The 26,417-nt window shown below is 60.1% G+C and carries 19 protein-coding genes, 1 tRNA gene, 2 rRNA genes and 2 pseudogenes; 15 read left to right on the top strand and 9 right to left on the bottom strand.

The window, feature by feature from the left end; translation table 11 throughout:
- The 5 genes from AD663_RS29195 to AD663_RS22765 form a co-directional block, all read left to right on the top strand.
- Positions 1-766, top strand: a 23S ribosomal RNA gene (locus AD663_RS29195); the annotation flags it as partial.
- Between the two features lie 168 nt (positions 767-934).
- Positions 935-1,050, top strand: a 5S ribosomal RNA gene (gene rrf / locus AD663_RS22780).
- Positions 1,051-1,198: 148 nt separating this feature from the next.
- On the top strand, positions 1,199-1,858 hold the full coding sequence (locus tag AD663_RS22775; protein ID WP_053214583.1) for a paraquat-inducible protein A: 660 nt from the start codon (positions 1,199-1,201) through the stop codon (positions 1,856-1,858).
- Positions 1,845-2,468: a paraquat-inducible protein A gene (locus tag AD663_RS22770; protein ID WP_033046286.1), complete on the top strand. Its 624-nt coding sequence runs from the start codon at positions 1,845-1,847 to the stop codon at positions 2,466-2,468. Before AD663_RS22775 ends, AD663_RS22770 begins: the two co-directional genes overlap by 14 nt.
- On the top strand, positions 2,461-4,764 hold the full coding sequence (locus AD663_RS22765; RefSeq protein ID WP_053214586.1) for a PqiB family protein: 2,304 nt from the start codon (positions 2,461-2,463) through the stop codon (positions 4,762-4,764). Before AD663_RS22770 ends, AD663_RS22765 begins: the two co-directional genes overlap by 8 nt.
- 175 nt (positions 4,765-4,939) lie before the next feature.
- Here the strand turns inward: AD663_RS22765 and mksF are convergent, their stop codons facing one another.
- Genes mksF through mksB form a run of 3 tightly spaced genes read right to left on the bottom strand, consistent with a single transcriptional unit; the run spans position 4,940 to position 9,751 of the window.
- Positions 4,940-7,780: an Mks condensin complex protein MksF gene (gene mksF, locus AD663_RS22760; protein WP_053214582.1), complete on the bottom strand. Its 2,841-nt coding sequence runs from the start codon at positions 7,778-7,780 to the stop codon at positions 4,940-4,942.
- A complete protein-coding gene (gene mksE, locus AD663_RS22755) occupies positions 7,777-8,481 on the bottom strand; it encodes an Mks condensin complex protein MksE (protein ID WP_003185441.1) in 705 nt (234 codons plus the stop codon). The genes mksF and mksE overlap by 4 nt, the downstream gene beginning before the upstream one ends.
- On the bottom strand, positions 8,471-9,751 hold the full coding sequence (gene mksB / locus AD663_RS22750) for an Mks condensin complex protein MksB (protein WP_033046284.1): 1,281 nt from the start codon (positions 9,749-9,751) through the stop codon (positions 8,471-8,473). The genes mksE and mksB overlap by 11 nt, the downstream gene beginning before the upstream one ends.
- Before the next feature lie 180 nt (positions 9,752-9,931).
- Between mksB and AD663_RS22745 the strand changes: the two genes are divergently transcribed.
- On the top strand, positions 9,932-10,717 hold the full coding sequence (locus AD663_RS22745) for an energy transducer TonB (RefSeq protein WP_172680629.1): 786 nt from the start codon (positions 9,932-9,934) through the stop codon (positions 10,715-10,717).
- A complete protein-coding gene (gene rimI, locus AD663_RS22740; protein WP_053214580.1) occupies positions 10,710-11,162 on the top strand; it encodes a ribosomal protein S18-alanine N-acetyltransferase in 453 nt (150 codons plus the stop codon). Before AD663_RS22745 ends, rimI begins: the two co-directional genes overlap by 8 nt.
- 199 nt (positions 11,163-11,361) lie before the next feature.
- Here rimI and AD663_RS22735 read toward each other — a convergent pair whose 3' ends face one another.
- Positions 11,362-11,766, bottom strand: a complete 405-nt coding sequence (locus AD663_RS22735) for a hypothetical protein (RefSeq protein ID WP_003185434.1) — start codon at positions 11,764-11,766, stop codon at positions 11,362-11,364.
- Positions 11,767-11,898: 132 nt separating this feature from the next.
- Here AD663_RS22735 and can point away from each other — a divergent pair, with 132 nt between their 5' ends.
- Positions 11,899-12,543, top strand: a complete 645-nt coding sequence (gene can, locus AD663_RS22730) for a carbonate dehydratase (RefSeq protein WP_003185433.1) — start codon at positions 11,899-11,901, stop codon at positions 12,541-12,543.
- A gap of 125 nt (positions 12,544-12,668) precedes the next feature.
- Here can and AD663_RS22725 read toward each other — a convergent pair whose 3' ends face one another.
- Complete coding sequence (locus AD663_RS22725) at positions 12,669-13,829, bottom strand: hypothetical protein (protein ID WP_003185431.1); 1,161 nt, start codon at positions 13,827-13,829, stop codon at positions 12,669-12,671.
- 111 nt (positions 13,830-13,940) lie between these two features.
- Positions 13,941-15,359 carry a short-chain fatty acid transporter gene (locus AD663_RS22720; protein WP_053214579.1) on the bottom strand — a complete coding sequence of 473 codons (1,419 nt, stop codon included), beginning with the start codon at positions 15,357-15,359 and terminating at the stop codon, positions 13,941-13,943.
- A 112-nt stretch (positions 15,360-15,471) separates the two neighbouring features.
- Between AD663_RS22720 and AD663_RS29700 the strand changes: the two are divergent.
- From AD663_RS29700 to AD663_RS22705, 4 genes and pseudogenes are all read left to right on the top strand, one after another.
- Positions 15,472-16,359, top strand: a pseudogene (locus AD663_RS29700) (PAS domain-containing protein); the annotation flags it as partial.
- A 108-nt stretch (positions 16,360-16,467) separates the two neighbouring features.
- Entirely contained in the window at positions 16,468-16,899 is a 432-nt protein-coding gene (locus tag AD663_RS29695; RefSeq protein WP_371261232.1) for a methyl-accepting chemotaxis protein, read from the top strand.
- A 94-nt stretch (positions 16,900-16,993) separates the two neighbouring features.
- Positions 16,994-17,548 (top strand): DUF2975 domain-containing protein, encoded by a 555-nt coding sequence (locus AD663_RS22710; RefSeq protein WP_053214577.1) that lies wholly within the window; start codon positions 16,994-16,996, stop codon positions 17,546-17,548.
- A gap of 7 nt (positions 17,549-17,555) precedes the next feature.
- Positions 17,556-17,789 carry a helix-turn-helix transcriptional regulator gene (locus tag AD663_RS22705; protein ID WP_053214576.1) on the top strand — a complete coding sequence of 78 codons (234 nt, stop codon included), beginning with the start codon at positions 17,556-17,558 and terminating at the stop codon, positions 17,787-17,789.
- Here AD663_RS22705 and ggt read toward each other — a convergent pair.
- From ggt to AD663_RS22690, 3 genes are all read right to left on the bottom strand, one after another.
- Positions 17,771-19,624, bottom strand: coding sequence for a gamma-glutamyltransferase (ggt, locus tag AD663_RS22700; protein WP_053214575.1), 1,854 nt, complete (start codon positions 19,622-19,624; stop codon positions 17,771-17,773). The two genes, AD663_RS22705 and ggt, sit on opposite strands and share 19 nt — an antisense overlap.
- Positions 19,625-19,771: 147 nt before the next feature.
- Positions 19,772-19,848, bottom strand: a tRNA-Met gene (locus AD663_RS22695).
- Positions 19,849-19,951: 103 nt separating this feature from the next.
- Positions 19,952-22,009: a methyl-accepting chemotaxis protein gene (locus AD663_RS22690; RefSeq protein WP_053214585.1), complete on the bottom strand. Its 2,058-nt coding sequence runs from the start codon at positions 22,007-22,009 to the stop codon at positions 19,952-19,954.
- Positions 22,010-22,341: 332 nt separating this feature from the next.
- Here AD663_RS22690 and AD663_RS22685 point away from each other — a divergent pair, with 332 nt between their 5' ends.
- The 3 genes and pseudogenes from AD663_RS22685 to AD663_RS29685 all read left to right on the top strand — a co-directional run bounded on the left by AD663_RS22685 (position 22,342) and on the right by AD663_RS29685 (position 26,346).
- Complete coding sequence (locus AD663_RS22685) at positions 22,342-23,559, top strand: MFS transporter (protein WP_003185389.1); 1,218 nt, start codon at positions 22,342-22,344, stop codon at positions 23,557-23,559.
- A 612-nt stretch (positions 23,560-24,171) separates the two neighbouring features.
- Positions 24,172-25,434: pseudogene (locus tag AD663_RS29690) on the top strand (HAMP domain-containing protein); the annotation flags it as partial.
- Positions 25,429-26,346 carry a methyl-accepting chemotaxis protein gene (locus AD663_RS29685; protein WP_371261231.1) on the top strand — a complete coding sequence of 306 codons (918 nt, stop codon included), beginning with the start codon at positions 25,429-25,431 and terminating at the stop codon, positions 26,344-26,346. The pseudogene AD663_RS29690 and the gene AD663_RS29685, both read left to right, overlap by 6 nt.
- Positions 26,347-26,417: the final 71 nt, after the last annotated feature.

The raw sequence follows: 26,417 nt of genomic DNA, 5'->3' as shown, positions 1-26,417 counted from the left end.
AAAAAGMCAGTTCGCGTGGAGCCATCCTTGAAATACCACCCTGGCAACTTTGAGGTTCTAACTCAGGTCCGTTATCCGGATCGAGGACAGTGTATGGTGGGTAGTTTGACTGGGGCGGTCTCCTCCTAAAGAGTAACGGAGGAGTACGAAGGTGCGCTCAGACCGGTCGGAAATCGGTCGTAGAGTATAAAGGCAAAAGCGCGCTTGACTGCGAGACAGACACGTCGAGCAGGTACGAAAGTAGGTCTTAGTGATCCGGTGGTTCTGTATGGAAGGGCCATCGCTCAACGGATAAAAGGTACTCCGGGGATAACAGGCTGATACCGCCCAAGAGTTCATATCGACGGCGGTGTTTGGCACCTCGATGTCGGCTCATCACATCCTGGGGCTGAAGCCGGTCCCAAGGGTATGGCTGTTCGCCATTTAAAGTGGTACGCGAGCTGGGTTTAGAACGTCGTGAGACAGTTCGGTCCCTATCTGCCGTGGACGTTTGAGATTTGAGAGGGGCTGCTCCTAGTACGAGAGGACCGGAGTGGACGAACCTCTGGTGTTCCGGTTGTCACGCCAGTGGCATTGCCGGGTAGCTATGTTCGGGAAAGATAACCGCTGAAAGCATCTAAGCGGGAAACTTGCCTCAAGATGAGATCTCACTGGGACCTTGAGTCCCCTGAAGGGCCGTCGAAGACTACGACGTTGATAGGCAGGGTGTGTAAGCGCTGTGAGGCGTTGAGCTAACCTGTACTAATTGCCCGTGAGGCTTGACCATATAACACCCAAGCAATTTGCTTGCTTCGAGCTGAAAAGCGAACGAGCACCAGATTGCGGTGTGTGAAGACGAAACGAACCGAAAGTTCGAACGTCACAAAACACCGAAACCTATCACATACCCATTCGCTGGAACGTGACCGCAAGGCACGCGCTGGCTACCGAATTTCTTGACGACCATAGAGCATTGGAACCACCTGATCCCATCCCGAACTCAGCAGTGAAACGATGCATCGCCGATGGTAGTGTGGGGTTTCCCCATGTGAGAGTAGGTCATCGTCAAGATTAAATTCCGAAACCCCTATCTGCTGACGCAGGTAGGGGTTTTGTTTTGCACGTAATAAAAGTCTTGGAAAGCTCGGAATAAATTTGCACAGTTATTTTCGAGCCTGAGCACTAGAATAGCCCCACCTTAGCTGAGCCAGAGCTCTTTATGCCCGATCCGTCAGACACTGAGAGGTTGTCAGAGCTACCCCTGGAGGATCTGGTAGCGTGCCATGAATGCGACCTCTTGATGAAAAAACCGCAATTGGCCCATGGCGAAAAAGCCGAGTGCCCCCGTTGTGGATATGAACTTTATGCTCACCGACACAATGTGGTCGAACGCAGTCTTGCCTTGGTGATCGCCGCGTTGCTGTTATATGTGCCGGCCAACTTTTTACCCATCATGCAACTCAATCTGCTCGGGCAGTCTGCGCAGGATACCGTTTGGAGTGGCGTGGTCGGCCTGTTCGACACGGGCATGCAAGGCGTATCGATGGTGGTGTTCCTGTGCAGCATGGGTATTCCGCTGCTCAAGTTGCTTTGCCAGTTGGTTGTGCTGCTGACCATCCGCTTGAATGTTGGTCGTGGCTACGGGTTGTTGCTGTATCGCATTTATCACCACTTACGCGACTGGGGCATGCTTGAGGTCTACCTCATGGGCGTACTGGTGGCCATCGTCAAGCTGGCAGACATGGCAGCTATTACCGTAGGCCTTGGCCTGGTGTGTTTCATCAGTCTGTTGCTGGTCCAGGTCTGGCTGGAGGTGGTGATGTCACCGCATCAGATCTGGCAAGCGTTATCAGGAGAAGATGCCCATGCGGGCGATTGATGCAGGGATACTGATCTGTACTGAATGCCATGAATTGAATCGGCAGGATGCCGAGGCCGACAACCAGACCTGTACTCGTTGCGGCGCACGGGTTCATCCCCGTCGCCCAAACAGCCTGATGCGGACCTGGGCCTTATTGCTCACTGCCGCGATCCTTTATATCCCGGCCAATTTGTTGCCGATCATGACGATCAACTCGCTGGGCCAAGGAGCCCCGAGCACTATCATGGCCGGCGTCATCGAGCTGGTGCATCACGGCATGATTCCTATCGCCGCCGTGGTATTCATCGCCAGTATCGTGGTCCCCACCTTTAAATTGGTCGGTATCGCCTTGTTGCTGTTTTCCGTGCAGCGGCACCAGCCCATGTCGGCCCGGCAACGCATCCTGATGTACCGCTTCATCGAGTTCATCGGCCGCTGGTCGATGCTGGATATTTTCGTGATCGCCATTCTGGTGGCCGTCGTGAATTTTGGCCGGCTCGCCAGTGTCGAAGCCGGTCTCGGCGCGATTGCCTTTGCCAGCGTAGTGATTTTGACAATGATTGCCGCAGTAACTTTCGATCCCCGACTGATTTGGGATAACACGGAGTCGGATGACGACCATGACTGATTTGCCTACCGCTAAAACCCGACCGGCTTCGAACTGGTCGGCCATCTGGATCTTGCCGCTGATCGCATTGATCATCGGCGGCTGGCTCGGCTGGCGCGCCTATAACGACACCGGCATCGAGATCAATGTGCGCTTTGAGAGTGGCGAAGGCATTCAGGTCAACAAGACTGAAGTCGTCTACAAAGGCATGTCAGTCGGCAAAGTGAAGACCCTGACCCTCGATGACGAAGGCAGCTCGAAAGGCGTGATCGTGACCATCGAGATGAACAAGGACGTCGAGCAGTACCTGAAGACCGGAACACGTTTCTGGCTGGTCAAGCCGAGCGTGACCCTGGCCGGGATTACTGGTCTGGAAACCTTGGTATCAGGTAACTACGTCGCCATCAGCCCTGGTGAAGGAGAGTCGACACGTAAATTCAAGGCGTTGGTCGAAGAGCCTCCATTGTCCGACACCAAACCGGGTTTGCACCTGACCATCAAGGCTGACCGGTTGGGCTCGTTGAATCGTGGCAGCCCGGTGTTCTACAAACAAATCCAGGTCGGCCAAGTAAAGAGTTATTTGCTGTCCGAAGACCAGAGCAAAGTTGAGATCAAGGTTTTCATCGAACCAACTTATGCCAGCCTGGTGCGCAAGCACACGCGTTTCTGGAACGCCAGCGGCATCAGCATCGATGCCAACCTGTCGGGCGTCAAGGTACGCAGTGAAAGCCTGGCCAGCATCGTCGCCGGGGGGATCGCCTTCGCTACGCCTGAGAACCGCAAGGACAGTCCGCCCACGGATCCGAGCCTGCCGTTTCGCCTCTACGAAGATTTTGATGCCGCCGCAGCGGGTATCCGGGTGAAGGTCAAGCTCAGCGATTTCGAGGGCTTGCAGGCTGGCCGCACGCCGGTGATGTACAAAGGCATCGAGGTCGGCAGCCTGAAGACCCTCAAAGTCGATCCGGACCTGTCCAGCGCCACCGCCGAGTTGACGCTGGACCCGTTGGCCGAAGACTACCTGGTGACTGGCACTCAGTTCTGGGTCGTCAAGCCATCGATCTCCCTGGCAGGGATTACCGGCCTGGAAGCGTTGGTCAAGGGTAACTACATTGCTGTGCGACCGGGTGACAAGGGCGGCGCGCCGCAGCGCGAATTCGAAGCCCGGGCGAAAGCGCCACCGCTGGACTTGCGTTCACCGGGACTGCACTTGGTGTTGCTCACCGAAAACCTCGGATCGCTGGAGGTCGGCAGCCCGATCCTCTACAAGCAGGTGAAGGTCGGATCGGTACAGAGCTATCAATTCTCCCGCAAGAAAAAGCAGTTGATCATTGGTGTGCACATCGAGAAGGAATACGAAGGGCTGGTCAACGGCTCAACACGGTTCTGGAACGCCAGCGGCATTACCCTCACCGGCGGTTTGACGGGCGGGATACAGGTCAAGAGTGAGTCCCTGCAAAGCCTGATGGCCGGGGGGATTTCCTTCGAGACACCGGAACCCAATGTGCCGCTCAAAAGACGCATCCCACGGTTCCGGCTGTTTGCAGACCATGAAGCCGCGCAACAGCGGGGCACCGAGGTAACGATCAAGGTTGACCGTGCCGACGGCCTGCGCATCGGTACGCCGATTCGTTTCAAGGGGCTGGACGTGGGCAAGATCGAGAATGTGGATCTCAGTGCCGATATGCAATCGGTGCTGCTCACCGCGCGGATCACCGAAGTGCCGGAGCGTATCGCCCGGACCGGTACGCAGTTTTGGGTGGTCAAGCCTGAGTTGGGCTTGATGAAGACGTCCAACCTGGAAACGCTGGTGACAGGCCAATACATTGAGGTGCAGCCTTCGGCAAAAAGCGTTGGGCCGCAAAAAAGCTTCGTCGCGCTGGCCAATCCACCGGAAAGCGTCGTACCTGAAGCCGGTCTGAGCCTGGTGTTGAGTGCGGCCCGTCGCGGTTCGTTGAAAACCGGCGTGCCGGTGACCTATCGCGAGATCACGGTGGGCAAAGTCACCGGTTATGAATTGGGCCAGACGGCGGATCGCGTGCTGATCCATATCCTGATCGAACCCAAATATGCGCCATTGGTCCGTAGCGGCACGCGGTTTTGGAACAGCAGCGGCTTTGGCCTGGACTTCGGTTTGTTCAAGGGCGCGACAGTGCGGACCGAGTCGCTGGAGACATTGATACAGGGCGGCATTGCGTTCGCGACACCGGACGGCGAGAAGATGGGTAACCCGGCGCGACCGGAGCAGACCTTCCCGCTGTTCGATAAGTTTGAAGATGAATGGCTGACCTGGGCGCCGAAGATCAGTCTCGGCAAATAACAAGCTCGGCGTTGTCTGTGTTGACGCCATCGCGAGCAAGCTCGCCCCCATTGGAGGGGCGGTGGATCTCGATGCCGTAAACACCGCACCCCCCCTGCGTGAGCGAGTTTGCTCGCGATATGAAAAAGGCCGCGATCCAATGGATCGCGGCCTTTTTCATATCCGGATAATCACATCACACCGGATCCAGCTCCGGCTCATCGGCCTGTACATTCACCGTGGCCTTCACGGCATCGTGGCGACGGATGTATTTCCAGTCTGCTTCGTCGATGTAGATACCGTTCGGGCCGCTGCCGCCCTCCAGGTCGATGGCGACACTGGCGCACACTTGCGGCTTAACGCTGGCCAGGATCGGCACGAAGCCCAACTGCAGGCTGGTTTCCAGCAGCGCGGCCTGGTTCTTCTCGTCGATGTCCGCCGCTTCGTCCAAGTAGTACGGCAGGCGCACGCGACCAGCTTGTTCACGGTCCATCAAGTGCAGCAACAAGTACATGTTGGTCAACGCCTTGATAGTCATGGTGGTGCCGTTGGATGCCGCGCCGTCGATGTCGGTGTGGATCACCGGCTGGCCGTTGACCTTGGTGATCTCGAACGCCAGCTCGAACAGGTCCTTGAGCCCGAGTTGGTTGTGGTTAGCGGCCACCAGGCGCGCGAGGTATTCCTTGGCCTCTTCGTTCTTGTTGTCCTGCTCGGCGCTCTGGCTGAGGTCGAACACTGACAGGGTCTCGCCTTCCTCGTACTGGCCGGCGCTGTGGATGATCTGGTCGATGTGCTTGAGCGCTTCCTTGTTCGGCGCCAGCACGATCCGGAAGCTCTGCAGGTTGGACACCTGGCGCTTGTTGATCTCGCGGTTGAACAGCGCCAGTTGGTGTTCGAGGCTGTCGTAGTCGCTGCGGATGTTGCGCAGGGTACGGGCGATATCGGTCACGGCCGCACGGCGCGCCTTGCCCAGGGTCAGGGCCTCGTCGGTGCGGTGGGCATAGGCGTTGATCAGCAATTGCAGGCGCCGCTCTATGTCGTCTTCGCTGTCGAACTTGGCCACGCCCTTGAGACGTACTTGGGCATACAGCGCTTCGATCTGGCCGTCGACCCGCAACAGACCTTGCCAGCTGTCCTGATAGTCGTTGAGCAGCGGCAGCAGGTTGTCCATGGAGTCGTCGACCGGGTCCATGAACGGCGTGCCGAACGGCAGGTCCGCCGGCAGCAATTGACGGCGGCGCAGGGCGTCGTCGAGGGTGCGCTGCTTGGCTTCCATGTCGGCGATCTGCCGGCCCACCAGTTGCAACTTGGCGGACAACTGCTGGACGCGCTCGGTGAAGGCGTCGCTGGAACGCTTGAGTTCGTCCTGGGCCGCTTCCATCTGCGCCAGCTGTTCAAGCTTCTCGCCTTCTTCGGCGCTCAGGGTCTGGGTCCGGCGGAAATCTTCCAGGGCTTTTTGCGCGTCCAGGACCTGTTGATACAACGCTTCGGTCTGGGTCTTGCTCGCTGCACGGTCGGCCGCCACGGCTTGTTGGGTCTTGAGCTGCTTGAGTTCTTTTTCCAGGCGTTCTTTCTGGTCACGCAACGCCGCGCGGTCGGCCAGGGCTTGCAGGGCTGGCGGTTCGATGTGGGACAGGTCGATGGACAGGCCCGGCACTTCGAAACGTTCACCCTTGAAGCCGTCGAGGATCACTTCCATGGATTTGACCCACTCGCCGTTCTCGTCCAGCGCGATGCCGTGTTCGCCCAGCGGCAGGCTGAAAAGGGCACTGTTGAACAGGCGCATCAGGCGCTCGACGTCCTGCTGCGAGAACTCTTCCCGCAGGCGGGCGTAGCTGTTGTTGTCGGCGTGATCGAGTTGCTGCTTGACCGATTTCAGGCGTTTTTCCAGATCCCGCAGGCGCTCTTCCAAATCTTCGGCGCTGAACTGCCGCGACTGGGCCAGGGCGCCGGCCAGTTCATCGTGGGCGTCCTTGGCGGCGAGCAACTGCTGCTCCAAGACCTTGACGTCATCCACCAGGGCGAAGCGGTTCTTGAGCACCGACAATTCGCCGATCCAGCGCTGGATGCCGCTGATCTCCCGCTCCAAGCGCATCAGCTCCTGAGTGCCGCCGCGTTGGTCGTTCTGCAGCGAATCCTGTTCGTTGCGGTAATGTTCGGCCTGGATCGTCAGCTCTTCCTTGCGCGCGCTGGCATAGTCCGACCAAGTGCCCAGCAACGAGTCGAGCAAGGGCGAGAGGCGATGCAGTTTGCCGCGCAAAATGTCGCGCTGCTTCACGCCATTGGCCAGGGCTTCGACCAACGGGCCGGCCGCTACCAGGGAGTTGTAGTCCTGCTCCATGCGTCGTACATCGCGGAAGGCTTCTTCGCACGCGGCGATGTAATCCACGCTACCGGAACGCAGGCTGTGTTCGAACGCGTCGAGGAACAGTTGCTTGAGCTTGGCCGCAGTGATTTCGCGCATGTGCAGCAGGTTGATGAACAGCGCGCGGAAGGTCTTTAGGCTTTGCTCGCTGGTGGAACGCAGCGGGATCAGCGTCAGGTCCAGTGGGATCGATGTGTGCCCACCCACCAGCAGGCGCCGCAGTTCATCCGGTTTGAGTTCGTAGGCCTTGAGGCCTTCGCGCTCCAGGTTGGTGAACAGCTCTTTCTGACGCAGGCAGGTGTCGTCTTTCTGGTAGTGAGCCAGGTCCAGCTTGCCGGCGTAGGCAAAAAACTGATGACCGAAACCGCCGCCAGGGCCGCGACCGACCACGCCGATCACGTGCGGGCCGTGGGGCAGGGCGACTTCCACCAGGATGTAGCTGGTGTCCGAGGCAAAGTAGAAACGCCGGGACTGCTCCAGGCTGTACTTGCCGAAGCTCATGTCCGACATGCGCGCCAGGATCGGGAACTGCAGGGCGTTGATCGAAGCGGATTTGCCGAGGTTGTTCGCGCCGTACACCGACAACGGTTCTTCCAGCGGGAACAGGCCGAGGCTGTAGCCGGCGGTGTTCAAAAGGGCAAAGCGGCGGATGCCGTAGCGTTCCTTGCTCATGCGTCGGTCTCCTGTTCTTCGGCAATGGCGCGGGCCAGTGCGTCGTCTTCGCTTTCTTCGCCGTCAAAGGGGCTCAGGTCGAGCGGATCGTCGGTCTGTAGCAGTTTTTCGTCGCTGTCCTCGTCGATCAATACCGGCGCGGGCAATGGCAGCACGCTGTGCAGGCTGGCCGCCAGGTCGCGATCCTGCTGGACCGACAGGCAGACATCGAGGAAACGGTGCATCGGTGGCAGGAAGCGGTAGATGCCGTTTTCTTCGCCGGCAAAGCCCAGTTGGGTCATGCGGCGCATGATTTTTTCTTCCAGCTCTTCCTGGGTCTGCACTTCGGCCTGGATGAACAGGTCGCGGTACTTCTCCAGCAGCGAAGGCAATTCATCGCGGCCCAGGCTGCCGCCGTCGAGCACGGCGATCGGGTCGCGGCCCTGGTCGGCCAGATGTTCGACCAGGATGAAGGTGAACAGGGCCAGGCGCTGGGCGGTCTTGTTCACTGCCGCGGCGGCCAGGTCCGGCACGAAGTAATAGAAGCCACGGGTGTCGCACACCAGTTCGAAGCCCAGGGCCTTGAACAGCGTGCGGTACTGGTCCTGGAAGTTGGACAGTTGCGCGTACAGCTCCGGGTCGCGGCGGCTGACGTGGTAGCCCTTGAACAGCTCGCGAAAGATCGGCGCCAGCTGGGACAGTTCGGATAGATCAAGATGCATGGGGAATGCTCGCAGAATCCTCGGCGGCGGTGTCGCGGGCCGAGAGCAGGGCGAAGGAGCGCAGGCTGACCTGATGCTCGTGAGTGTGGTAATCGCGGCGTTCCAGACGCTCGCGCTTGAAACGTTTTTCCCGCGACAGGCGCGAGAACCAATACAGCAATTCGTCGGTGGCGCCGTCCGGCTCCTGCTCCAGCAGCCAGGTCATCAGGTCCGGCATCGGCAAGGCGTCTTCGCAGCGCTCGACCATCTCGCGCACGGTGCGTGGCGCACGCGGTGCCTCGCCGCCCTTGTGGGTCTTGTGGGACTTGGGGAAGCGTGCCGGTTTCGGTTCGAAACGAGCCAAGGCATAGACATAAGCTTCGACCTGGCTCGCACTGCCCAGGAAGGTACTTTGCGGCCGGGTGAACAGCGGCATGGCGGCTTGCGGCACGGCATCGATGCCTTTGCGGCGAATGGCAGACAGGGCCAACGCGGCGCCACGGGTCACGGCGTTATGGCGGCGAGCCTCTTCACGCAATGGCAGCAGCAGTTCCCGGGCGTGACGCAGCGTCAACTGGGCGCTGGTCTGCATTTCAAGGATGCGCGCGTGGGTGCGCAGCAGCATGTCGTCGTCCACCAGGTGGCCGAGGCGCTGCTGTTCGGTGAGCATGCGCAACAGCACGTTCTCGACTTTGCGCACGCCTTGCTCGAACGCCCCGTCGGCGTTCACCAGTTGAATCATCGGCTCGACATATTCGTCCCAGGTCGCCAGTACTTCGGCGTAGCGCTGGCGCAACGGGATCTGCCGGTCGCTGGTCTTGGCGCGTTCGGCCACGGCCACCAAGGCCTGCTCGTCGTTGGCGAGTTTCTTGAGAACATCGCGCACGCGCATGTCCAGCAGGCGCAGCTGGCGGGCCAGGTCGTTGCCGTCGCGCACGTCGAAAGCGTCCTGGATGTAGCCGGCCAGGCGCTCGAGGTGGCGCAGGTAGGCTTCGATTTCCAGGCACAGGCCCAGGCGGTGTTCGCGGCGCAGGTAGGCGAGGAAATCATGGATCTGGGCGTTGAGCTCGAAGCGGTTCGGGCTTTTCGCCACCGGCACGAGAATGTCCAGGCGGATCCACACGTCCAGCAGGCTGGTGATGTCCTGGGGCGTGCTGTCCAGTTGTTGGGCGGCCAGCTGTGAACGCAATTCGTTGAGGCTCAGGGTGCCCTGGTCGAAGTGCTCGCACAAAGGTTCCAGCAATGCCCAGTGTTCAGCGAGGGCGCGCAAGACGCGCTTGGGTTCGATCATCGCAATGGCCGTCGGGTTGGCAATTAAAAGCGGCGATTGTACTGCATCGGGCCGGTTGCGATTCACCCCTGAGACGGACTGTCGTTCGGATCGAGCAACTATTGATGCAACAGGGAAGCGATCTGCGTCGAAGGGCGGTAGAATCCCCACCACTTTCCGTCATCCACAAGTGGCCGACCCTTGCTTATCGAGTCCCGTCGCCGCGCCTATCTGACCGCCATGCAGGTGGTCAATTGGCTGCCGCGCACCGAATTGCCGTTCGCCGCCCCGTCGCGGCCCGAGCTGCTGGAAGCGCCCGAGCCCGAGTACATCGCGCCGGTCGTGATCGCGCCTGAGGCCAAGACGGTTGCCGAGCCAGTGGCACCTGCCGTCGAACGGCCGAAAATCGAGGTACCGCGTCCGAGCCTGGCCTCGACCCGCACCAACGCCAAGCCGGTTGAGGCGGTCGATGACACCCCGGCCCCAGCCAAGGCACCCTACGTCGCACCGCCGCGCTTCGCCCTTCAGTTGCTGCGGGCGGGGCGTTGCCTGTTACTCGTCGAGCTGCCCACGGGCGAACCCTTCCAGAGCCGCGATCCGGCATACCTGCTGCTCAAGGACATGCTCCGCGCCGCCGGCTTGCCCGATGCGCCACAGATCATTGGCGAACCGGTGCGCTGGCCGCTGTTGTCCCGCGGGACCATGGACCAGGGACCGGAAGCAGCACGGGATTTCGTCCAGGGTTTTGTCTCGGCGCGGCTCGAAGATGAGCCGTGTGTATGCCTCTGGCTGATCGGCCTGCCGGCGGTGAAGTTTGCCGGCGAGGCGGATGCCGAAGCGTTCAATCGCGAATTGCAGGTCGAAGGCCTGGGCTCGGCCTGGGCGTTGCCCGGGCTGGAACTGTTAATGGAAACGCCACAGCGCAAGGCTGAGGTCTGGCAAGCCATGCGCCGGCTGATGGCGCGCTGGAAAGAATCGAATGAGTGACGCTGTATCGTTCCGCCCGATGACCGAGGCGGACCTCGACGCTGTGCTGAAAATCGAATACGCGGCCTACAGCCATCCGTGGACGCGAGGCATATTTCTCGATGGGTTGGGCAAGTATCAGATCTGGCTGATGTTCGAAGGCCAGCAGCAAGTGGGCCACGGTGTGGTGCAGATCATCCTGGATGAAGCCCACCTGCTCAACATCACCGTCAAGCCGGAAAACCAAGGCCGTGGCCTGGGCTTGTGCCTGCTGGAGCACCTCATGTCCATCGCCTATAAGGCTGAGGCCCGGGAGTGCTTCCTGGAAGTGCGCGACAGCAATCGCACGGCGTTCCGGCTGTACGAGCGCTATGGCTTCAACGAGATCGGCCGGCGCCGGGATTATTACCCGGCGGTCGGTGGGCGTGAGGACGCGGTGGTCATGGCCTGCACCCTCGTTGATTGAGGCGGCTGCGAGCCAGCAACACAACTTCCTATCCACAGCAGATCCAATGTGGGAGCGAGCTTGCTCGCGAAAGCGTTGGTTCAGCTTGCATCGATGTTGAACGTACCGCCGCCTTCGCGAGCAAGCTCGCTCCCACAGGGGATCTGTGGCGTACGTGACCTTCGCGTTCAGCCGCTAAGCAGTGCCTGAGCTGCTCCGATCAACGCTTGCCATCCAGCGGATCGATGTCCGCCATTTCCGCCTCATCCAGCCCGTCGCCGCCGCCGATATCATTTTCACCTACCACGCTCAGGTCCCAGTCGGCCTGTTCGTCCTCGCCGGCTTCGTGGGCGTCGCGGGCGCCGTCGTCGCGGATCAGGGTTTCGGGGCTCAGGTCGTCGTCGGTCGGCTGATGATCATCCGTGGACGCGCCGGTCATGCCTGCTTCGCGGACCCGTTCACCCGGCATCAGTTTTTCCCGTTCGTCTTCCGGCAACTCGTCGCCGATTTTCGCGCTGGGCTGGTCCTCGTCGAATTCCAGTTCGTGCATCGAGCCCATGCGGTCTTCGTTGTCGTCGATGGGTTCCGGTTGCGCCGCATCGAAAGGACGTCGTGAATCATTCATGGCAATTCCTCATACTGTGGGCCTTACTGTTGTCGACCGGCAGGGCAGCCAGGAATTCCAATGCATTGTCGACGTGACCTGGACGGAGGGTCGTCTGTCACAGTTGCGCACTCTCTATCGAGGCTGGACAGCATGAACGAATTACAAGATCTGATTGATAACAACGCGCGCTGGGCCGATGCGATCAAGCAGGAGGATCCTGACTTCTTCGCCAAGCTGGCTCGTCAGCAAACCCCGGAATACTTGTGGATCGGTTGTTCCGATGCGCGGGTGCCGGCCAACGAGATCGTCGGTATGCTGCCGGGCGATCTGTTTGTGCACCGCAACGTAGCCAACGTGGTGCTGCACACCGACCTCAACTGCCTCTCGGTGATCCAGTACGCCGTGGACGTGCTCAAGGTCAAACACATCCTGGTCACCGGTCACTACGGCTGTGGCGGTGTGCGCGCCTCGATGCAAGACCGCCAACTGGGCCTGATCGACGGCTGGTTGCGCTCCATTCGCGACCTGTACTACGAGCATCGCGAGGCATTGGGCCAGTTGCCGACCGAAGAGGAACGTGTGGATCGCTTGTGCGAACTCAACGTGATCCAGCAGGTGGCGAACGTCGGCCATACCAGCATCGTCCAGAATGCCTGGCATCGCGGCCAGAAACTGTCGATCCATGGCTGCATCTACGGCATCAAGGACGGACGCTGGAAAAGCCTGGACACCACGATCAGCGGTTTTGAACAGCTGCCGCCGCAGTATCGGCTGCGTCCGGTCGGCGCGCCCTGAGTCCAAGTAGCCAGGCGCGATGACATTTATCCAGGGCGACGGCTTTTCCCATCTGAAATGAAACCGCGAATCGATGGGTGCCTCCTCGCATCAGCACCGGCTGGCGCGGTGAGGCACCCGTCGGTTTACACCGCTTCAGCCGGTAACGGCATCGGCACTTTCAATTGCGGCAGCTGCGACTTGATCGCGGGTGTCTCGCATGTCTTGGTCGCTTCCTCTGGCGTCAGCTTGCGAACCGAGGTGTAGAACAGCTCGCAGGTTTTCTCCTTCTGCGTGACCTGCCAGGTCTGCGTGCACTGGTTCAACAACGTGGTCGGATCGGTGCCGGGCTTGCTGCCCATGCCCGCTTGCCAGCACGCAGCGCTGAGGTCCTGGCCCATGACTTTCAGGCCTGCGGCATCCGCCTTGGCTTCGTCACCGTCGTAGTTTTCCTTGTCCGCGGCGTACCAGATATAGCTCGGGTGGTTGGAGCCCAGCACCGGCACCTTGACCCCTGGTGTCGGCGTGATGGTCGCCAGGCCGAGCACGCCCACGGTCTGGCCGTACTGGGTCTTGATCCAATTGCGCACTGGGGCGCCGAAGGCCACCATCGGTAGCGCGGTCCCGCTGGTGCCCTGGGTGACTTGCTTGACCATGGTGGTCTGGTAATCGTTGAAGTAGCCGTAGAGCCCCTCCAGCGTCTGGCCAGCATTGGACGGCGCCGCGATAGGTGCGATGTCGATGATGGTCTGGTAGGCCGGCGTCTGGTCAGCGGCAATGCCGTTGATGGTCAGCAGCGTGGCCCAGCGGTCAGTGGTAGCCGATTCCAGATAATCCTGAGCCTGGGTCAGGGAGTAATCCGGCGGGAAGTGCAGCAGTTCGACGCTCTTGCGGTTTTCCAACGCCATGCCCAGCGGCAGGAACAAATACCAGTTATAGGACCATTTCTTGTCGCTGTTGAGCTTGCTGGCCCCGTTGTACGCCAAATCCCCAGCATTGAGCAGCGCGGTCAGCGGTTGGCCGTAGCTCTTGGGCACGCCGCTGAAGTGGGCATGAATAACGCCTTTTTTGTTTTTGACGCTGACCTTGGCCGCGCTGTAGCCGTCGCGCTGGACGCTTTGGGTCAGGTAATGCTCGACAGTCTGTTCCAGGGTCCAGTTGCGAAAGCAAATGACGTTGCAGTTGTTGGGGAAAGCGAAGAGGCGGGTGACGCGTTCAGTGCTGCCAAGTTGCACGTCGATGTCGGCGGCGTTGGCGGCGGCACTGAAGGCCAGGGCGGCAAGTGAAAATACGGCAAGTCTGGACATGCTCAGATCCTTTTCAGCGTGTGGACCCCTTGAAACAGGGTGTCTCCATACTGAAACAGACCGAGGCGAAGAAGAAGTGGGCCGATGAAAATATCGGCCCTGTTTATGGCTTTATGGCATCACTGGCGGCAAATAACTCAATGTCGTCCCCAGCGCCCACAGCAGCAACAGCACCAGCGGCGTGTGGACCAGCAACTGTACGAAGGAAAACCCGATCAGATCCCTGGCCTTCAGCCCCAGCACACCCAGCAACGGGAGCATGTAGAACGGGTTGATGAGGTTCGGCAGCGCTTCGGCGGCGTTGTAGATCTGCACGGCCCAGCCCAGGTGATAGTTCAGGTCATTGGCCACCTGCATGACATAGGGCGCCTCGATAATCCATTTGCCACCGCCCGAGGGAATGAAGAAGCCCAGTACCGCCGAATAGACGCCCATCAACAACGCGTAGGTGTCGTGGGAGGCGATCTGTACGAAAAAGGTCGAGATGTGGTGGGCCAGTGTCTGGGCGTCGCTGCCCTTCACGGTGGTCAGCAGGGCGGCGATCGAGCCGTACAGCGGAAACTGGATCAGGACGCCGGTGGTGGTCGGCACCGCCCGGGCGACGGCGTCGAGGAAACTACGCGGGCGCCAGTGCAACAATGCACCGAGCATCAGGAACAGCAAATTGTACGTGTTGAGCCCGGAGATGGCGCTGATCGCGGGTTTCGTCGAAAACTCATGGAACAGCCAGCCGGCTGCCAACAGCACCAGGGCGATGGTCAGCAGCGGGCTGTGCTCCAGCCATTCCCCAGGACGGGTGCGTGGCTGCAACGCCGGCATGCTGAAACTCGGGTCGATGCCGCAGGCGGCGGCATCGCGGGCGCTGTTCGGCCCAGGGGCGGTGGCATAGGCGACAATCAACGAGATCACGATCAGCGCCAGTAACATCACCCCGGACTGCCAGAGGAAAATGGTCTGGGTGAAAGGAATGACGCCGGTGATCGACAGGATCGAAGGCGGCAGGCTCGCCGGGTTGGCCTGCAATTGCGCCGCTGACGAGGACAGCCCCAGGGCCCACACCGCGCCGAGGCCCAGATAGGCGGCGGCACCGGCGGCGCGATAGTCCATCTTCAGATCGGTACGCCGGGCGAGGGCGCGTACCAGCAAGCCGCCGAACACCAGCGACAGGCCCCAATTGAGCAGTGATGCGACCATGGAAATCAACGCCACCCAGGCCACCGCGGAGCGGCCGTTCTTGGGAATGCGTGCCAGACGATCGATCAACCTGACGGCCGGTGGCGAGCTGGCGACCACGTATCCGCCGATCACCACGAAGGCCATTTGCATGGTGAACGGGATCAGGCTCCAGAAACCGTCGCCGAATGCCATGGCGGCGGCCGTGGGCGTGGCGCCGATCAATTGCGTCGCCAGCGCGACGACCAGCACTGCCAGTGCGGCGAAAACCCAGGAATCGGGGAACCAGCGCTCGGCGAAACTGGAGCAGCGCAAGGCGAAGCGAGCGGAACGGCTATCTTCTATGTCGGTGGTCACGGCAATTACCTCGTTTTTATGGTTATGGGTATTCGTGGCGGCATGGCTTCGGTGGCCCAGTGCCAACAATAGGTCAAACCACTGACCATGGCAGGTTGATCAGGGTTCGAGGATGTCGCCGATTATTTTTCAGGTTCGGCCCGCCATGCTCTTTAGAAAAAAATCGCCGGGCCGATGGCTAAGAGACACGCCACATTTCTCTCCTGCCTTCGGAGCATGCCCCATGTTCAACAACCGCTTGAAGCAGGAGCTGTCGGCTCTTCGCCAAGAACTGTCCAGCCTCATGCAAGTAAAAGAAAGCCTGGACCGCGAGATGCTGGCCGTTACGCTGGATGCCGAGGGGCGGATACAAACGGTCAACCAGAATTTCCTGGACACTATGCACTACAAGAGCCAGGACCTGATCGGTCGGACCTTGGAAGAGTTTGTTCCTGGCTACTTGAAAACCAACGAATTCCAGATTCGTTTCAAGTCGGCGATCAGCCGTGGCGAGCATTTTTCCGGTGCCGTGCGGCTGTTGCGAGGCAATGGCCAGGAAGCCTGGCTACGCTCAATCCTTCAGCCGGTACGGAACGCTGACGGGCGGATCCGCTACTTTTCGATGTACTCCAATGACCTGACCCGCACCATCGAGGCCTCTCGCGAGCATGAAAACCTCATCGGCGCGTTGGTGCGTTCAACGGCAGTGATCGAGTTCGACTTGAGCGGTCACGTGCTGACGGCCAATGACCGCTTCCTCCAGGCCATGGGTTACAGCCTGGCGCAGATCAAGGGCAAGCACCACCGCACATTCTGTGAAGCTGAAGAGTACAACAGCCCGGCCTACCAGCAGTTCTGGAAACGGCTGAACAGTGGCGAATTCGTCGCGGGTCGCTTCAAGCGCCTGGACAGCAATGGCCGTGAGGTTTGGCTGGAAGCGTCCTATAACCCCGTGGTCGATGCCAATAATCGGCTCTATAAGGTGGTCAAGTTCGCCACTAACATCACCGATCAGGTCAACCAGGAAAAAGCTGTTGCACAAGCAGCCAACATTGCCTACAGCACCTCCCTGCAAACCGATAACAGCGCACAGCGCGGCACCACGGTGGTGACCCAGGCGGTGGATGTGATGCGTGATCTCGCCCGGCACATGCAGACCGCCGGCCAAGGCATCGAGGCGTTGAATGAGCAATCCCTGGTAATCGGCACCATCGTCAAGACCATCAGCGGCATCGCCGAACAAACCAACCTGCTGGCGCTCAACGCCGCGATCGAAGCCGCTCGCGCCGGCGAACAGGGCCGTGGCTTTGCCGTGGTGGCCGACGAAGTGCGGCAACTGGCATCGCGCACCAGCCAGGCGACCGACGAAATTGTCGGCGTGGTTCGCCAGAACCAGGACATGGCCCGCAACGCCGTCGCCCTGATGACCGACGGCCAACACCAGGCCGAACAAGGCCTGGCCCTGGCTGCCGAGGCGGGTACAGTCATCGTCGAGATTCAGGACGGGGCGAAGAAAGTGGTCGATGCGGTGAGTCAGTTTGCCAATCAGCTGTCGAGCTAAGCGTCTTCTATTATTGTTTTTTACACATTAATTATTGTCCTGCGATAATGTAATGGCTATGTTTCGGGCTCCTTTCATTCTGCTGGAGCCCCACATGCGTACGAATCGCCTCGCCTTGTACAGCCAACGCATGGCTGCCATCACGCTTGTTTTCATTGTTACGATGATGACGGTCAATGCCGCCGCCTGGTTCTTTCCTGACGTTACGGCAGAATACGGTTTGGGGTTCGCCCTGACCGACCGGCAACTGTCGAGTTTGTCTGGAGAGGCGATGAACTTGACTGGCTGGCAGTCTCTCGGCGGCATCCTGCTGTCGAGCATCCCTTTGCTGGCGCTAGCGGCCGGGTTGGCCAACTTGCGGCAGCTGTTCAAGCGGTATGCCCAGGGCCAATATTTTTCCAGCGAAGCGGCGGCTTATTTAGGTAAGGTCGGCCGTGCGGTCGCGTTGTGGGTATTGCTGGATTTCCTATGTGAGCCGTTTCTCAGCCTATTGATGACCATCAACGCACCAATCGGCCAGCGATTGCTGACGCTGAGCATCACCGCCCCGTCCTTTGTCGCATTGTTTCTTGCCGCCTGTATCGCGATCATTGCCCGGATCCTGACCCAGGCCAGTGAAGTCGATTCAGAAAACCGAACTTTCATTTGAGACACCCATGCCTATCGTGATTCAACTCGACGTGATGCTGGCGACGCGCAAGGTCAAATCCAAGGACCTCGCCGCCGCCATAGGCATCACCGAAGCCAACCTTTCCCTGCTCAAGCAAGGAAAGGTCAAGGGCATACGCTTGGCGACCCTCGAAGCCATTTGTAACTACTTGCAATGCCAGCCCGCCGATCTGCTGGTTTACCAACCGCAGAGTGAACTCGATCAATCACCTAGCGCCTGACCTTCGCGCCGCGGGTCCGCGCCACCAGCCAGTGACGCTTTCCCTTGCGCATCACGCACCCGGACGATGGCCTGGGTGCCGCTGTTCATATCGATCTCGCTCACCGCATGACCTTTTTCCTTCAACGCCTGGATCAGCGCCGGGCTGAATTGCCCCTGTTCCAGTTCGGTGGGGCCGTTGCGGCTGCCGAAGTTTGGAAGGTTGATGGCGGCTTGCGGGTCGAGGTTCCAATCGAGTAGGCCGATCACTGACTTGGCGACGTACTCGATGATTTGTGAGCCCCCTGGTGAGCCGACAGCGGCTAGCAACTCGCCTGTCTTGCGATCGAAGATCAGCGTCGGGGCCATGGACGAACGGGGGCGTTTACCGGGTTCGACGCGGTTGGCGACTTTCTGTCCGTTCTCTTCGGGGATGAACGAGAAATCGGTCATCTGATTGTTGAGCATGAATCCCTGGACCATCAGGTGCGAGCCAAATGCCGACTCCACTGTGGTGGTCATGGACACGGCGCCACCCTGGTCATCCACCGCCACCACTTGCGAGGTGGAAATGCGCAGCGGTGATCGGTCCGGCGCGTAGGCGACCTGGATACCAGGTGGCGTTCCGGGCTTGGCAACGCCCATGCTGCGCGGGCCGATCAGGCTGGCGCGGCTGGCCAGATAACCAGAATCGACCAAGCCCTTGACCGGCACAGGGACAAAGTCCGAGTCCGCGACGTATTGGGCGCGGTCGGCGTAAGCCAGGCGTTCTGCTTCGGCGATCAGGTGCGCCGCTTCAGGCGCAGGTTCGATGCCCGCCGGCTTATCGGTCTTGCGCGGTAGCAACGGGGCGAGGGCCAGGCGGCTGTCGCGCTGTTCCAAGGCCTGCAAGGTGCCGAGGATCTGCGCCACGGCGATCCCGCCCGAAGAGGGAGGTGCCATGCCGCAGACTTGCCAGCGCTTGTAATCGGTGCACAACGGTGCACGCTCCCGAGCGGCATAACCCTTGAGGTCGTTCAATGAAAGGCTGCCGGCATTGGTGTGGCCCTGCACCTTGGCGACGATTTCCTCGGCCACGGGCCCTTTGTATAGTGCATCAGGGCCCTCAGCGGCGATGCGCTTGAGCACACCGGCCAAGGCCGGATTTTTCAGCGTCGTGCCAACGGCTTTCGGGCTGCCATCAGCGTTCAGGAAATACGTGGCCATGTCTGGCGCGCCTGGGAGGGACGGGTCGCTCGCGATCAGTGAATGCAGGCGGGGCGAGATGGCGAAGCCTTGTTCCGCCAAGGCGATGGCCGGTTCGAACAGCGTCGCCCATTTCAGGCGACCGTGCTTGCGGTGGGCCAGCTCCAATGCACGCAATACGCCGGGCGTGCCTACAGAGCGGCCGCCAATCTGTGCGGCAGTAAATGGCATGGGTTTGCCGTCGGCTTGCAGGAAAAGTCTCTCGGTGGCGCCGGCCGGTGCGGTTTCGCGGCCGTCATAAGTGCGCACCGCCTCGCCATCCCATAGGACGATGAACGCGCCGCCGCCGATGCCGGAAGACTGTGGCTCCACCAGGGTCAGCACCGCCTGCATTGCAATTGCCGCGTCGATGGCCGAGCCGCCACGCCGCAACATCTCCCGCCCGGCCTCGGCCGCCAACGGATTGGCCGCGGCAGCCATATGTTTGCTGGCATGACGGGTCTGCAAGTCGGTGCGGTAGCCGGAGGTATTTTCCGGTGGGGCTGGTAATGCAGTGGTGGTGGAGGCGGGCGGGGCCTTACAGGCCACAAGAGCCAGGGCGACAGCCAGCAGCGAAATGGCTGACAGGCGATGCAGGTTTGGTTTCAGATATGTAGGCACGTGTCGCTCCATCCGTGGGCCAGGGGTATAGAGGCCGACTGTAGCGATGCGAGGCGAGCGGTGCAAATCAGCACAGTGAATCAAAGGGCCCGGGCGGGCAGTTACTTTTCTCGAGGCATAAAAAAACGGCTTATCTTTCGATAAGCCGTTTTTAGTACTTGGTGGCTACACAGGGACTTGAACCCCGGACCCCAGCATTATGAATGCTATGCTCTAACCAACTGAGCTATGTAGCCAAGTGGCGCGCATTATTCGCTGGTAACGTAGATGTGTCAAGCGTAAATCTGAAATATTTCTCTGCGCTTTCAACCGCTTAACAATCCTCACCACAAAACTCTTTCAGCCGAGTTGAAATCTTCCCGTGTTGGCACTCAATGCCTGGCTTCCCTGGCTCAGGGTGTCGGCCGCCAGATTCACGGCGCGGGCGCCTTCGAGCAAGCGCACTGCCGCTTGGTCGACCTGCTGGATGTTGCCGCTGACCTCGTCGGCGGTGCTGGCCTGTTCGTCCACTGCCGTGGCGATTTGCGCCAGGGTATCGGTGACGCTTTGCACGGCGCTGGCGATTTCTCCCAGCCGCTCGCCAAGCCCGGTGACCGATTGCGCATCGGCCTGGGCCTGGCCGCAGGCGGCTTCCATCAGGCTGACTGCTTCGTTGACGGTGGCGCGCAAGCTATCAACGGTGCCGGCAATCTGTTGCGTGGAGGACTGGGTGCGTTGCGACAGGCTGCGCACCTCATCGGCCACCACCGCGAAACCACGGCCTTGTTCACCGGCACGGGCCGCTTCGATGGCGGCGTTGAGGGCCAGCAGGTTGGTTTGCTCGGCCACGCCACGGATGGTGTCGACCACCAGTTGAATCTGCTGCCCTTGTTCGCTGACCCGACCGAGCGCGGCGGCGGTCTCGTTGAGTCGCTGGTTGAGCTGCTGGATGCTGGCCGTGGTGCGCTGGCTGTCACGGCTGCTGTCGGTGGCGATGCGCCGGGTCTGCTGGGCGCTGTCGGAGGCTTGCTCACAACTTTTCGCGACACCTTGGGAGGTCGCTGCCAGTTGCGTCGCGGCGGCGGCAATCTGGCTGATCTGCATCTGCTGGGCCTCGACTTCGCTCAGGGCGCCGCTGGAGTGTGTATTCAGGGTGCGTACGGCATTGCTCAGTTGCAGCGTTTCGTGATCCACCCCCAGCAGGCTGTTGCGCAGTTGCACCACAGCGACGTTCAGCGCGGTGCTGATAGCGGCGAGTTCATCGCGCCCCTGCACCGGTACTTGCAGGCTGAGATTGCCGTCACGCAGGGCTTCGGCCAACAGGGTGATACCGCTGGCGCTGCGCCGGATCGACGCTTGCAGGCAGATAAACAGGTAGAGCGCGGCGAGCAACAGGCAGCCAAGCACCGTCGCCACCAGGGTGAACTGGCGGACGGCTGAGCCGTGGTAGTAGTCCAGTCGGGTATCCAGTGCCACCAGCGACTGCTGACGCAAGGTTGCCAGGTCGCCCAGCAGGGCATCCATGTGTTTCTCGAAGTCCTCCGGCTTGAGACTGATCGAGCCACCGAAGACGCCATCATCGAGTACTTTCAGGCCGGCATCCAGATGCTGGAGGCTGCCCCGGAACTGTCCGGCCCAGGCTTGCAGCTCGCTGGGCAGGCGTGTTTCCAGCAGCGCACCGGTCTTGATCAGTTGATCGCGCGCGTCGCCGATCCGGCTGCGCAGGTCGCGCAGTTGCAGGCGACTCTGCAAGGTGAACTGGCCCGACACCACGGAGGCCTGGCCGACGCTGGCCAGGCGACCGACCCGTTCGATCAGGTCCGGCGTTTGCTGGGTCGAAATCTGTGTCAGTAGATAAGTCTCCAGCCAAGAGGCGAGCGTCAGGCGGTTGTCCATGACCATCTGCTCGCGCAAGGCTTGCAGGGCACTGAGTGCGGCGGTGAAGCGGTCGTAGCCATCCGGCCACCAGCCGACGCTGCCCAGGCTTTTGGAATCCAGGCCATTGAGGCTGGTTTGCAAGGCTTGATAGCGGGCGAGTGTATCGGCTTGGGCGCCTTCGGCTTGCAAGGTGCTGCCCAGGTCAATGGCCGCCTGGTTGAGCGCCGGTTGTACAGCGTCGAACGCTGCCATTGCAGCAATGGTCGCGGGGGTCGGTTGGCGATTGGTTTCCGTGGCGCGCCAGCGTGCGGCACGGTTGCGCTGGGCGGTGAGCAGGTTGTCCAGGTTATCCAGGGCCAGCAATTGGCGGACCCCGGCGCGTTCTCCTGAAACCAGGCTGAGTTTGTCCCGATAGTCTTGGCCGATCAGCCACAGGCTGCCCATGAGCGGCAGGATGAAAAGCAGGAACAGTAGCTGGAATTTACGGGCGAAGCCGAAACGTCCCAACAATCTGATGCCCGGTGATAAAAAAGCCTGCATGCCCATACTCCCCTGAACACCTTTGCACTGTTTTTGTGCGTATCTACACAAGTGCCGACACAGGTGCCCTTTTAAAAGGCCTCGAAAGTTCTGTCCAAATCGGCTCTGTAGGCCAGCTCTGTAGCGAAACTTCCCATTCTCGGTCCCCTTTGTAAGAGGCCGCGTTGTAGGTGGTTTACAAGGCAAGATTCAGACCATGGCGTTGCGCTATCACCTTGGTTTCCGACAACTTTCACGGTCGATAGCAAGCTAAGGGGATAGCCTTGGCGCACTGAAAAATGGCACATTGGCGCACCTGCCCGCGTGCACCCTTTGTCGCATGGAAAACTTCAATGGCTATCAGCAATACCCAGGTCGACGCGCCGTCCATACCTGCCACATCGCAAAGCAGTCCTTTGGTCATGCGCATTATTGGTGCCGTGGCCCTGGCGCATTTGATCAACGACTTGATCCAGGCAGTGTTGCCTTCGATCTATCCGATGCTCAAGGACAGTTATGGCCTGACCTTTACCCAGGTCGGGCTGATCACGCTGACCTTCCAGTTGACGGCATCCCTGCTGCAACCCTGGGTCGGCTATCACACTGACCGACACCCCAAGCCCTGGTTGCTGCCGGCCGGGACGGTGTGCACGCTGATCGGCATCGTGATGATGTCCATGGTCGGCAGTTTTGCCCTGATTCTGGTGGCGGCTGCTTTGATCGGTATCGGCTCGTCGACCTTCCACCCGGAAGCGTCACGGGTGGCGCGACTGGCCTCGGGCGGTCGCTACGGGCTGGCGCAATCGACGTTCCAGGTCGGCGGCAATGCCGGCTCGGCCTTCGGCCCGCTGCTGGCGGCGGCGATCATCATTCCCTACGGACAAGGCAACGTCGCTTGGTTCGGGTTGTTCGCCCTGTTTGCGCTGTTCGTGCTGTACCGCATCAGCCGCTGGTACGCCAATCACCTGAACCTGTTCAAGCTCAAGCAAGGCCAGGCGGCCACCCACGGCCTGTCCAAGGGACGAGTGACCAGTGCGCTGGTGGTGCTGGGGCTGTTGGTGTTTTCCAAGTATTTCTACATGGCCAGTTTCACCAGCTACTTCACCTTCTACCTGATCGAGAAATTCGACCTGTCGGTGGCTTCCTCGCAGTTGCACCTGTTCCTGTTTCTCGGCGCGGTGGCGGCGGGCACGTTCTTCGGCGGCCCTATCGGTGACAGGATCGGGCGCAAGGCGGTGATCTGGTTCTCGATCCTAGGCGTGGCGCCGTTCACCCTGATCCTGCCTCACGTTGATCTGCTGTGGACCAGCATCCTCAGCGTGGTGATCGGCTTCATCCTGGCCTCGGCGTTCTCCGCCATCGTGGTATATGCCCAGGAACTGGTGCCAGGCAATGTCGGGATGATCGCCGGGGTGTTCTTCGGCCTGATGTTCGGCTTCGGCGGCATCGGCGCCGCGTTGCTGGGGCATTTGGCGGACATCCGTGGCATCGAGTACGTGTATTGGTTGTGCTCGTTCTTGCCGCTGTTTGGGGTGTTGGCGATTTTCCTGCCCAGGACCAAAAAAGCCTGATTCGGGCGTGATGCTGTTAGCCAAAATCATCGTGGCGAGGAGCTTGCTCCCGCTGAACTGCGAAGCAGGCCCAGGTTCCTTGCCTCAGCCCATAGATGCCTGGGGCAGCTTCGCCAGCAGATGGGAGCCAGTTCTCTCGCCACAGGTTCATGACCGGATAGATAATCACTATTTGATGCGCCCGCTGAAATCACGACCAAAGTACTATTTTGTATAACGCCTAAGTTCGATTTTGTATAAAAGTCGACCGTGTTAATTTGCGGTTGTGGTTCTTGGTCTGAATGGATTCTGCGGCATTACTCAAGGGTAACCCTGTGGTTACTGGACTAGCACGTTTCGTATTCTTTCCAGCGATCACCCTTATTGTCTTGGCACATAAGGCCCCTGGTTCTTGATTTGGACACCTTTACTGCTTTTCAGGCAGATAGAGGGATTACGCCAACCTGCCATGCTTCAAATATCAATAAGCAGCTGTATCGCTGAATCCTTCAAGGCGAGTGTCTTGTGGCCAGCGTAAATAGCCGTGATCGATTGTTATTCGCCGCGTCGTGCATGAGTTAAACACCGTCGTCTTTAACGTTGGCAATAAACAAGAATCAGGCAGGGGATGATATGAAGTTCAAGTCATTGCAGGCACGCATTTGTGTCACGGCAGGCATTTGCCTGTTTGTTTCATCCATCAGCCTGGTGGTCTACGGGCTCTTTACCGCTAGGGCCAATGAGCAATACGTGGCCGGAGAAGTCTCGGCGCTGGTTGAAAAATCGACGATCCGGGAAATCCAGAACCTGGCCGAGTCCCGTGCCAACGCCATCCAGGCCAAGCTGCAGAATGCACTGGATGCGGCCCGCACCATGGCCAATACCTTTGCCGCCAGCAAGGCCGCGCAAAGTCCGTTGGCACTGGGACGTGAGCAGATCAACAGCGTGTTGTTCGGCGTCCTCAAGGACAATCCCGACTTCAACGGCACTTATTCCTGCTGGGAGCCGAATGCGCTGGACGGGCAAGATCTCGCGTTTCGCAATGCTCAAGACGGCAATAATCCCCAGACGGGTCGTTTCACGCCTTACTGGACGCGCAGCGCGGATGGGCATGTCGCGGTGCAGCCGTTAGTGGAATATGACTCGGCGGACCGGCATCCCAATGGCGTGCCCAAGGGCGGTTGGTACAGTGGACCACGCGACACCCTGAAGGAAAGCGTGCTCGATCCCATTCCTTATGTGGTCCAGGGCAAAAACGTCTGGCTGACCACCTTGTCGGTGCCGATTGTCGCCAACGGCAAGTTCTACGGCGTGGTCGGGGCCGACTTCGATATCGCCTTTATCCAGAAGCTAAGCGAGCAGATGTCCGCCGATCTCTATGGCGGTAAAGGCACGGTTTCGATCCTCAGCAACCAAGGGCTGGTGGTCGCGGACAGCCGGCGCACCGACCTGATTGGTCAACCCATCAAGGCCGTGTTGCCTGAATCCTGGGAAAAAGTGCTCGGCGACATCCAGGGCGGTCGCGGCGATGGGGTGCTCAATCCGCAAACGCAGGATATCGAAGTACTGATGCCCATTAGCCTTGGCCGTACCGGCAAACCCTGGGCTGTGTTGATTCGCCTGCCCAAGGCCGTGGTCATGAGCCAGGCCATCGCCTTGGAGCAAGAGCTGCAGGCGCGCAGCCTCGACAACAGCATCTGGCAGGTGTCGGTAGGAATCGTCATCTCCCTATTGGCCTTGGCCGCCCTGTGGTTCGCTGCCGCAAAAATCGTCGGGCCGATCCGCGAAGCCGCAGCCTTGGCTGCCAACATCAGCCTGGGGGATTTTTCCCGGCGCTTGGTGCAGAAGTCCGAAGATGAAGTCGGGCAGTTGTCCGTGGCCCTCAACGACATGTCTGAAAGCCTGCAGCGGCAGGTGAGGGTGGCCGAGCGTATTTCCGAAGGCGACCTGGACCTGGAGGTCCGCTTGTCTTCGCCCCACGACACTCTCGGCAAGTCCTTGGAAAAGATGGTCAGCAATCTGAACCAACTGATTTCCGAGGTCCAGGCCAGCGCCACGCAGATCACCGGCAGCTCCGCACAAGTGACAGATCTGAGCCAGTCGCTGTCTGACGGCGCGTCCAATTCGGCTTCGTCCATCACCGAAATCAGCGCAGTGATGACGCAAATGGCCGCCCAGACCCGGGACAATGCCGCCAACGCCAAGAAAGCCGATGAGCAATCCCAGGCTTCACGCGCCGATGCGGGGGAGAGCGACAAACTGATGAGCGAACTGATAGCCGCAATGGCCGAAATCGATAATTCCGGCAAGGACATCACGGCGATCATTACCACCATCGATAACATCGCCGCGCAAACCAACCTGCTGGCCTTGAACGCGGCCATCGAAGCGGCCCGGGCGGGCGAGCTTGGGCGTGGTTTTGCCGTGGTGGCCGACGAAGTGCGCAGCCTGGCCGCGCGCAGCGCCGAGGCCGCCCAGCAGACGGCCGCACTGATCGCCGACTCCTCCAGCAAGACCCAGCGCGGCATGGTCATTGCCGGCCGGACCGCTGAGTCGCTGAAGAACATCGTCAGTGGCACCGATGCGGTCTCCAGCCTGGTTTCGCTGATCTACCAAGCCTCCAGCGAGCAAGCCTCGGGTTTGCAGCAGGCGAGCCTGGGGCTTGAGCAGATCGATGAGGTGACCCAGAAAAACCAGTCGAGCTCCCAAGAGTGTGCGGTGGCCGCCAAGGATCTCTCTGCGCGAGCCTCGCTGATGCAGCGCGTGTTGGGACGCTTCAAGGTCAAGGCAGGCCGAAGCGCCGCGTAGCGGCAGGAAACGCACGGATAAGTTTCACTTGAGGGTGCGGCACGGCGAAGCTTCTTGCTATCCTGCCCACC

Origin of the sequence: Pseudomonas sp. Q12-87 (assembly GCF_001269755.1) — a bacterium.
GTDB classification, from domain to species: domain Bacteria; phylum Pseudomonadota; class Gammaproteobacteria; order Pseudomonadales; family Pseudomonadaceae; genus Aquipseudomonas; species Aquipseudomonas fluorescens_S.
Note: the sequence above shows the minus strand (reverse complement) of the source record. Positions and strands in the feature narration are given on the sequence as shown.

Coding starts and splice junctions, on each gene's coding strand:
- AD663_RS22770 (WP_033046286.1), top strand. CDS start 1,845: ATGCGGGCGATTGATGCAGGGATACTGATCTGTACTGAATGCCATGAA.
- AD663_RS29685 (WP_371261231.1), top strand. CDS start 25,429: ATGTCTGAAAGCCTGCAGCGGCAGGTGAGGGTGGCCGAGCGTATTTCC.
- mksF (WP_053214582.1), bottom strand. CDS start 7,780: ATGAGCAAGGAACGCTACGGCATCCGCCGCTTTGCCCTTTTGAACACC.
- AD663_RS22685 (WP_003185389.1), top strand. CDS start 22,342: ATGGCTATCAGCAATACCCAGGTCGACGCGCCGTCCATACCTGCCACA.
- rimI (WP_053214580.1), top strand. CDS start 10,710: ATGAGTGACGCTGTATCGTTCCGCCCGATGACCGAGGCGGACCTCGAC.
- mksE (WP_003185441.1), bottom strand. CDS start 8,481: ATGCATCTTGATCTATCCGAACTGTCCCAGCTGGCGCCGATCTTTCGC.
- AD663_RS22735 (WP_003185434.1), bottom strand. CDS start 11,766: ATGAATGATTCACGACGTCCTTTCGATGCGGCGCAACCGGAACCCATC.
- AD663_RS22690 (WP_053214585.1), bottom strand. CDS start 22,009: ATGCAGGCTTTTTTATCACCGGGCATCAGATTGTTGGGACGTTTCGGC.
- AD663_RS22765 (WP_053214586.1), top strand. CDS start 2,461: ATGACTGATTTGCCTACCGCTAAAACCCGACCGGCTTCGAACTGGTCG.
- AD663_RS22775 (WP_053214583.1), top strand. CDS start 1,199: ATGCCCGATCCGTCAGACACTGAGAGGTTGTCAGAGCTACCCCTGGAG.
- AD663_RS22710 (WP_053214577.1), top strand. CDS start 16,994: ATGCGTACGAATCGCCTCGCCTTGTACAGCCAACGCATGGCTGCCATC.
- AD663_RS29695 (WP_371261232.1), top strand. CDS start 16,468: ATGCGTGATCTCGCCCGGCACATGCAGACCGCCGGCCAAGGCATCGAG.
- can (WP_003185433.1), top strand. CDS start 11,899: ATGAACGAATTACAAGATCTGATTGATAACAACGCGCGCTGGGCCGAT.
- mksB (WP_033046284.1), bottom strand. CDS start 9,751: ATGATCGAACCCAAGCGCGTCTTGCGCGCCCTCGCTGAACACTGGGCA.
- AD663_RS22705 (WP_053214576.1), top strand. CDS start 17,556: ATGCCTATCGTGATTCAACTCGACGTGATGCTGGCGACGCGCAAGGTC.
- ggt (WP_053214575.1), bottom strand. CDS start 19,624: ATGGAGCGACACGTGCCTACATATCTGAAACCAAACCTGCATCGCCTG.
- AD663_RS22725 (WP_003185431.1), bottom strand. CDS start 13,829: ATGTCCAGACTTGCCGTATTTTCACTTGCCGCCCTGGCCTTCAGTGCC.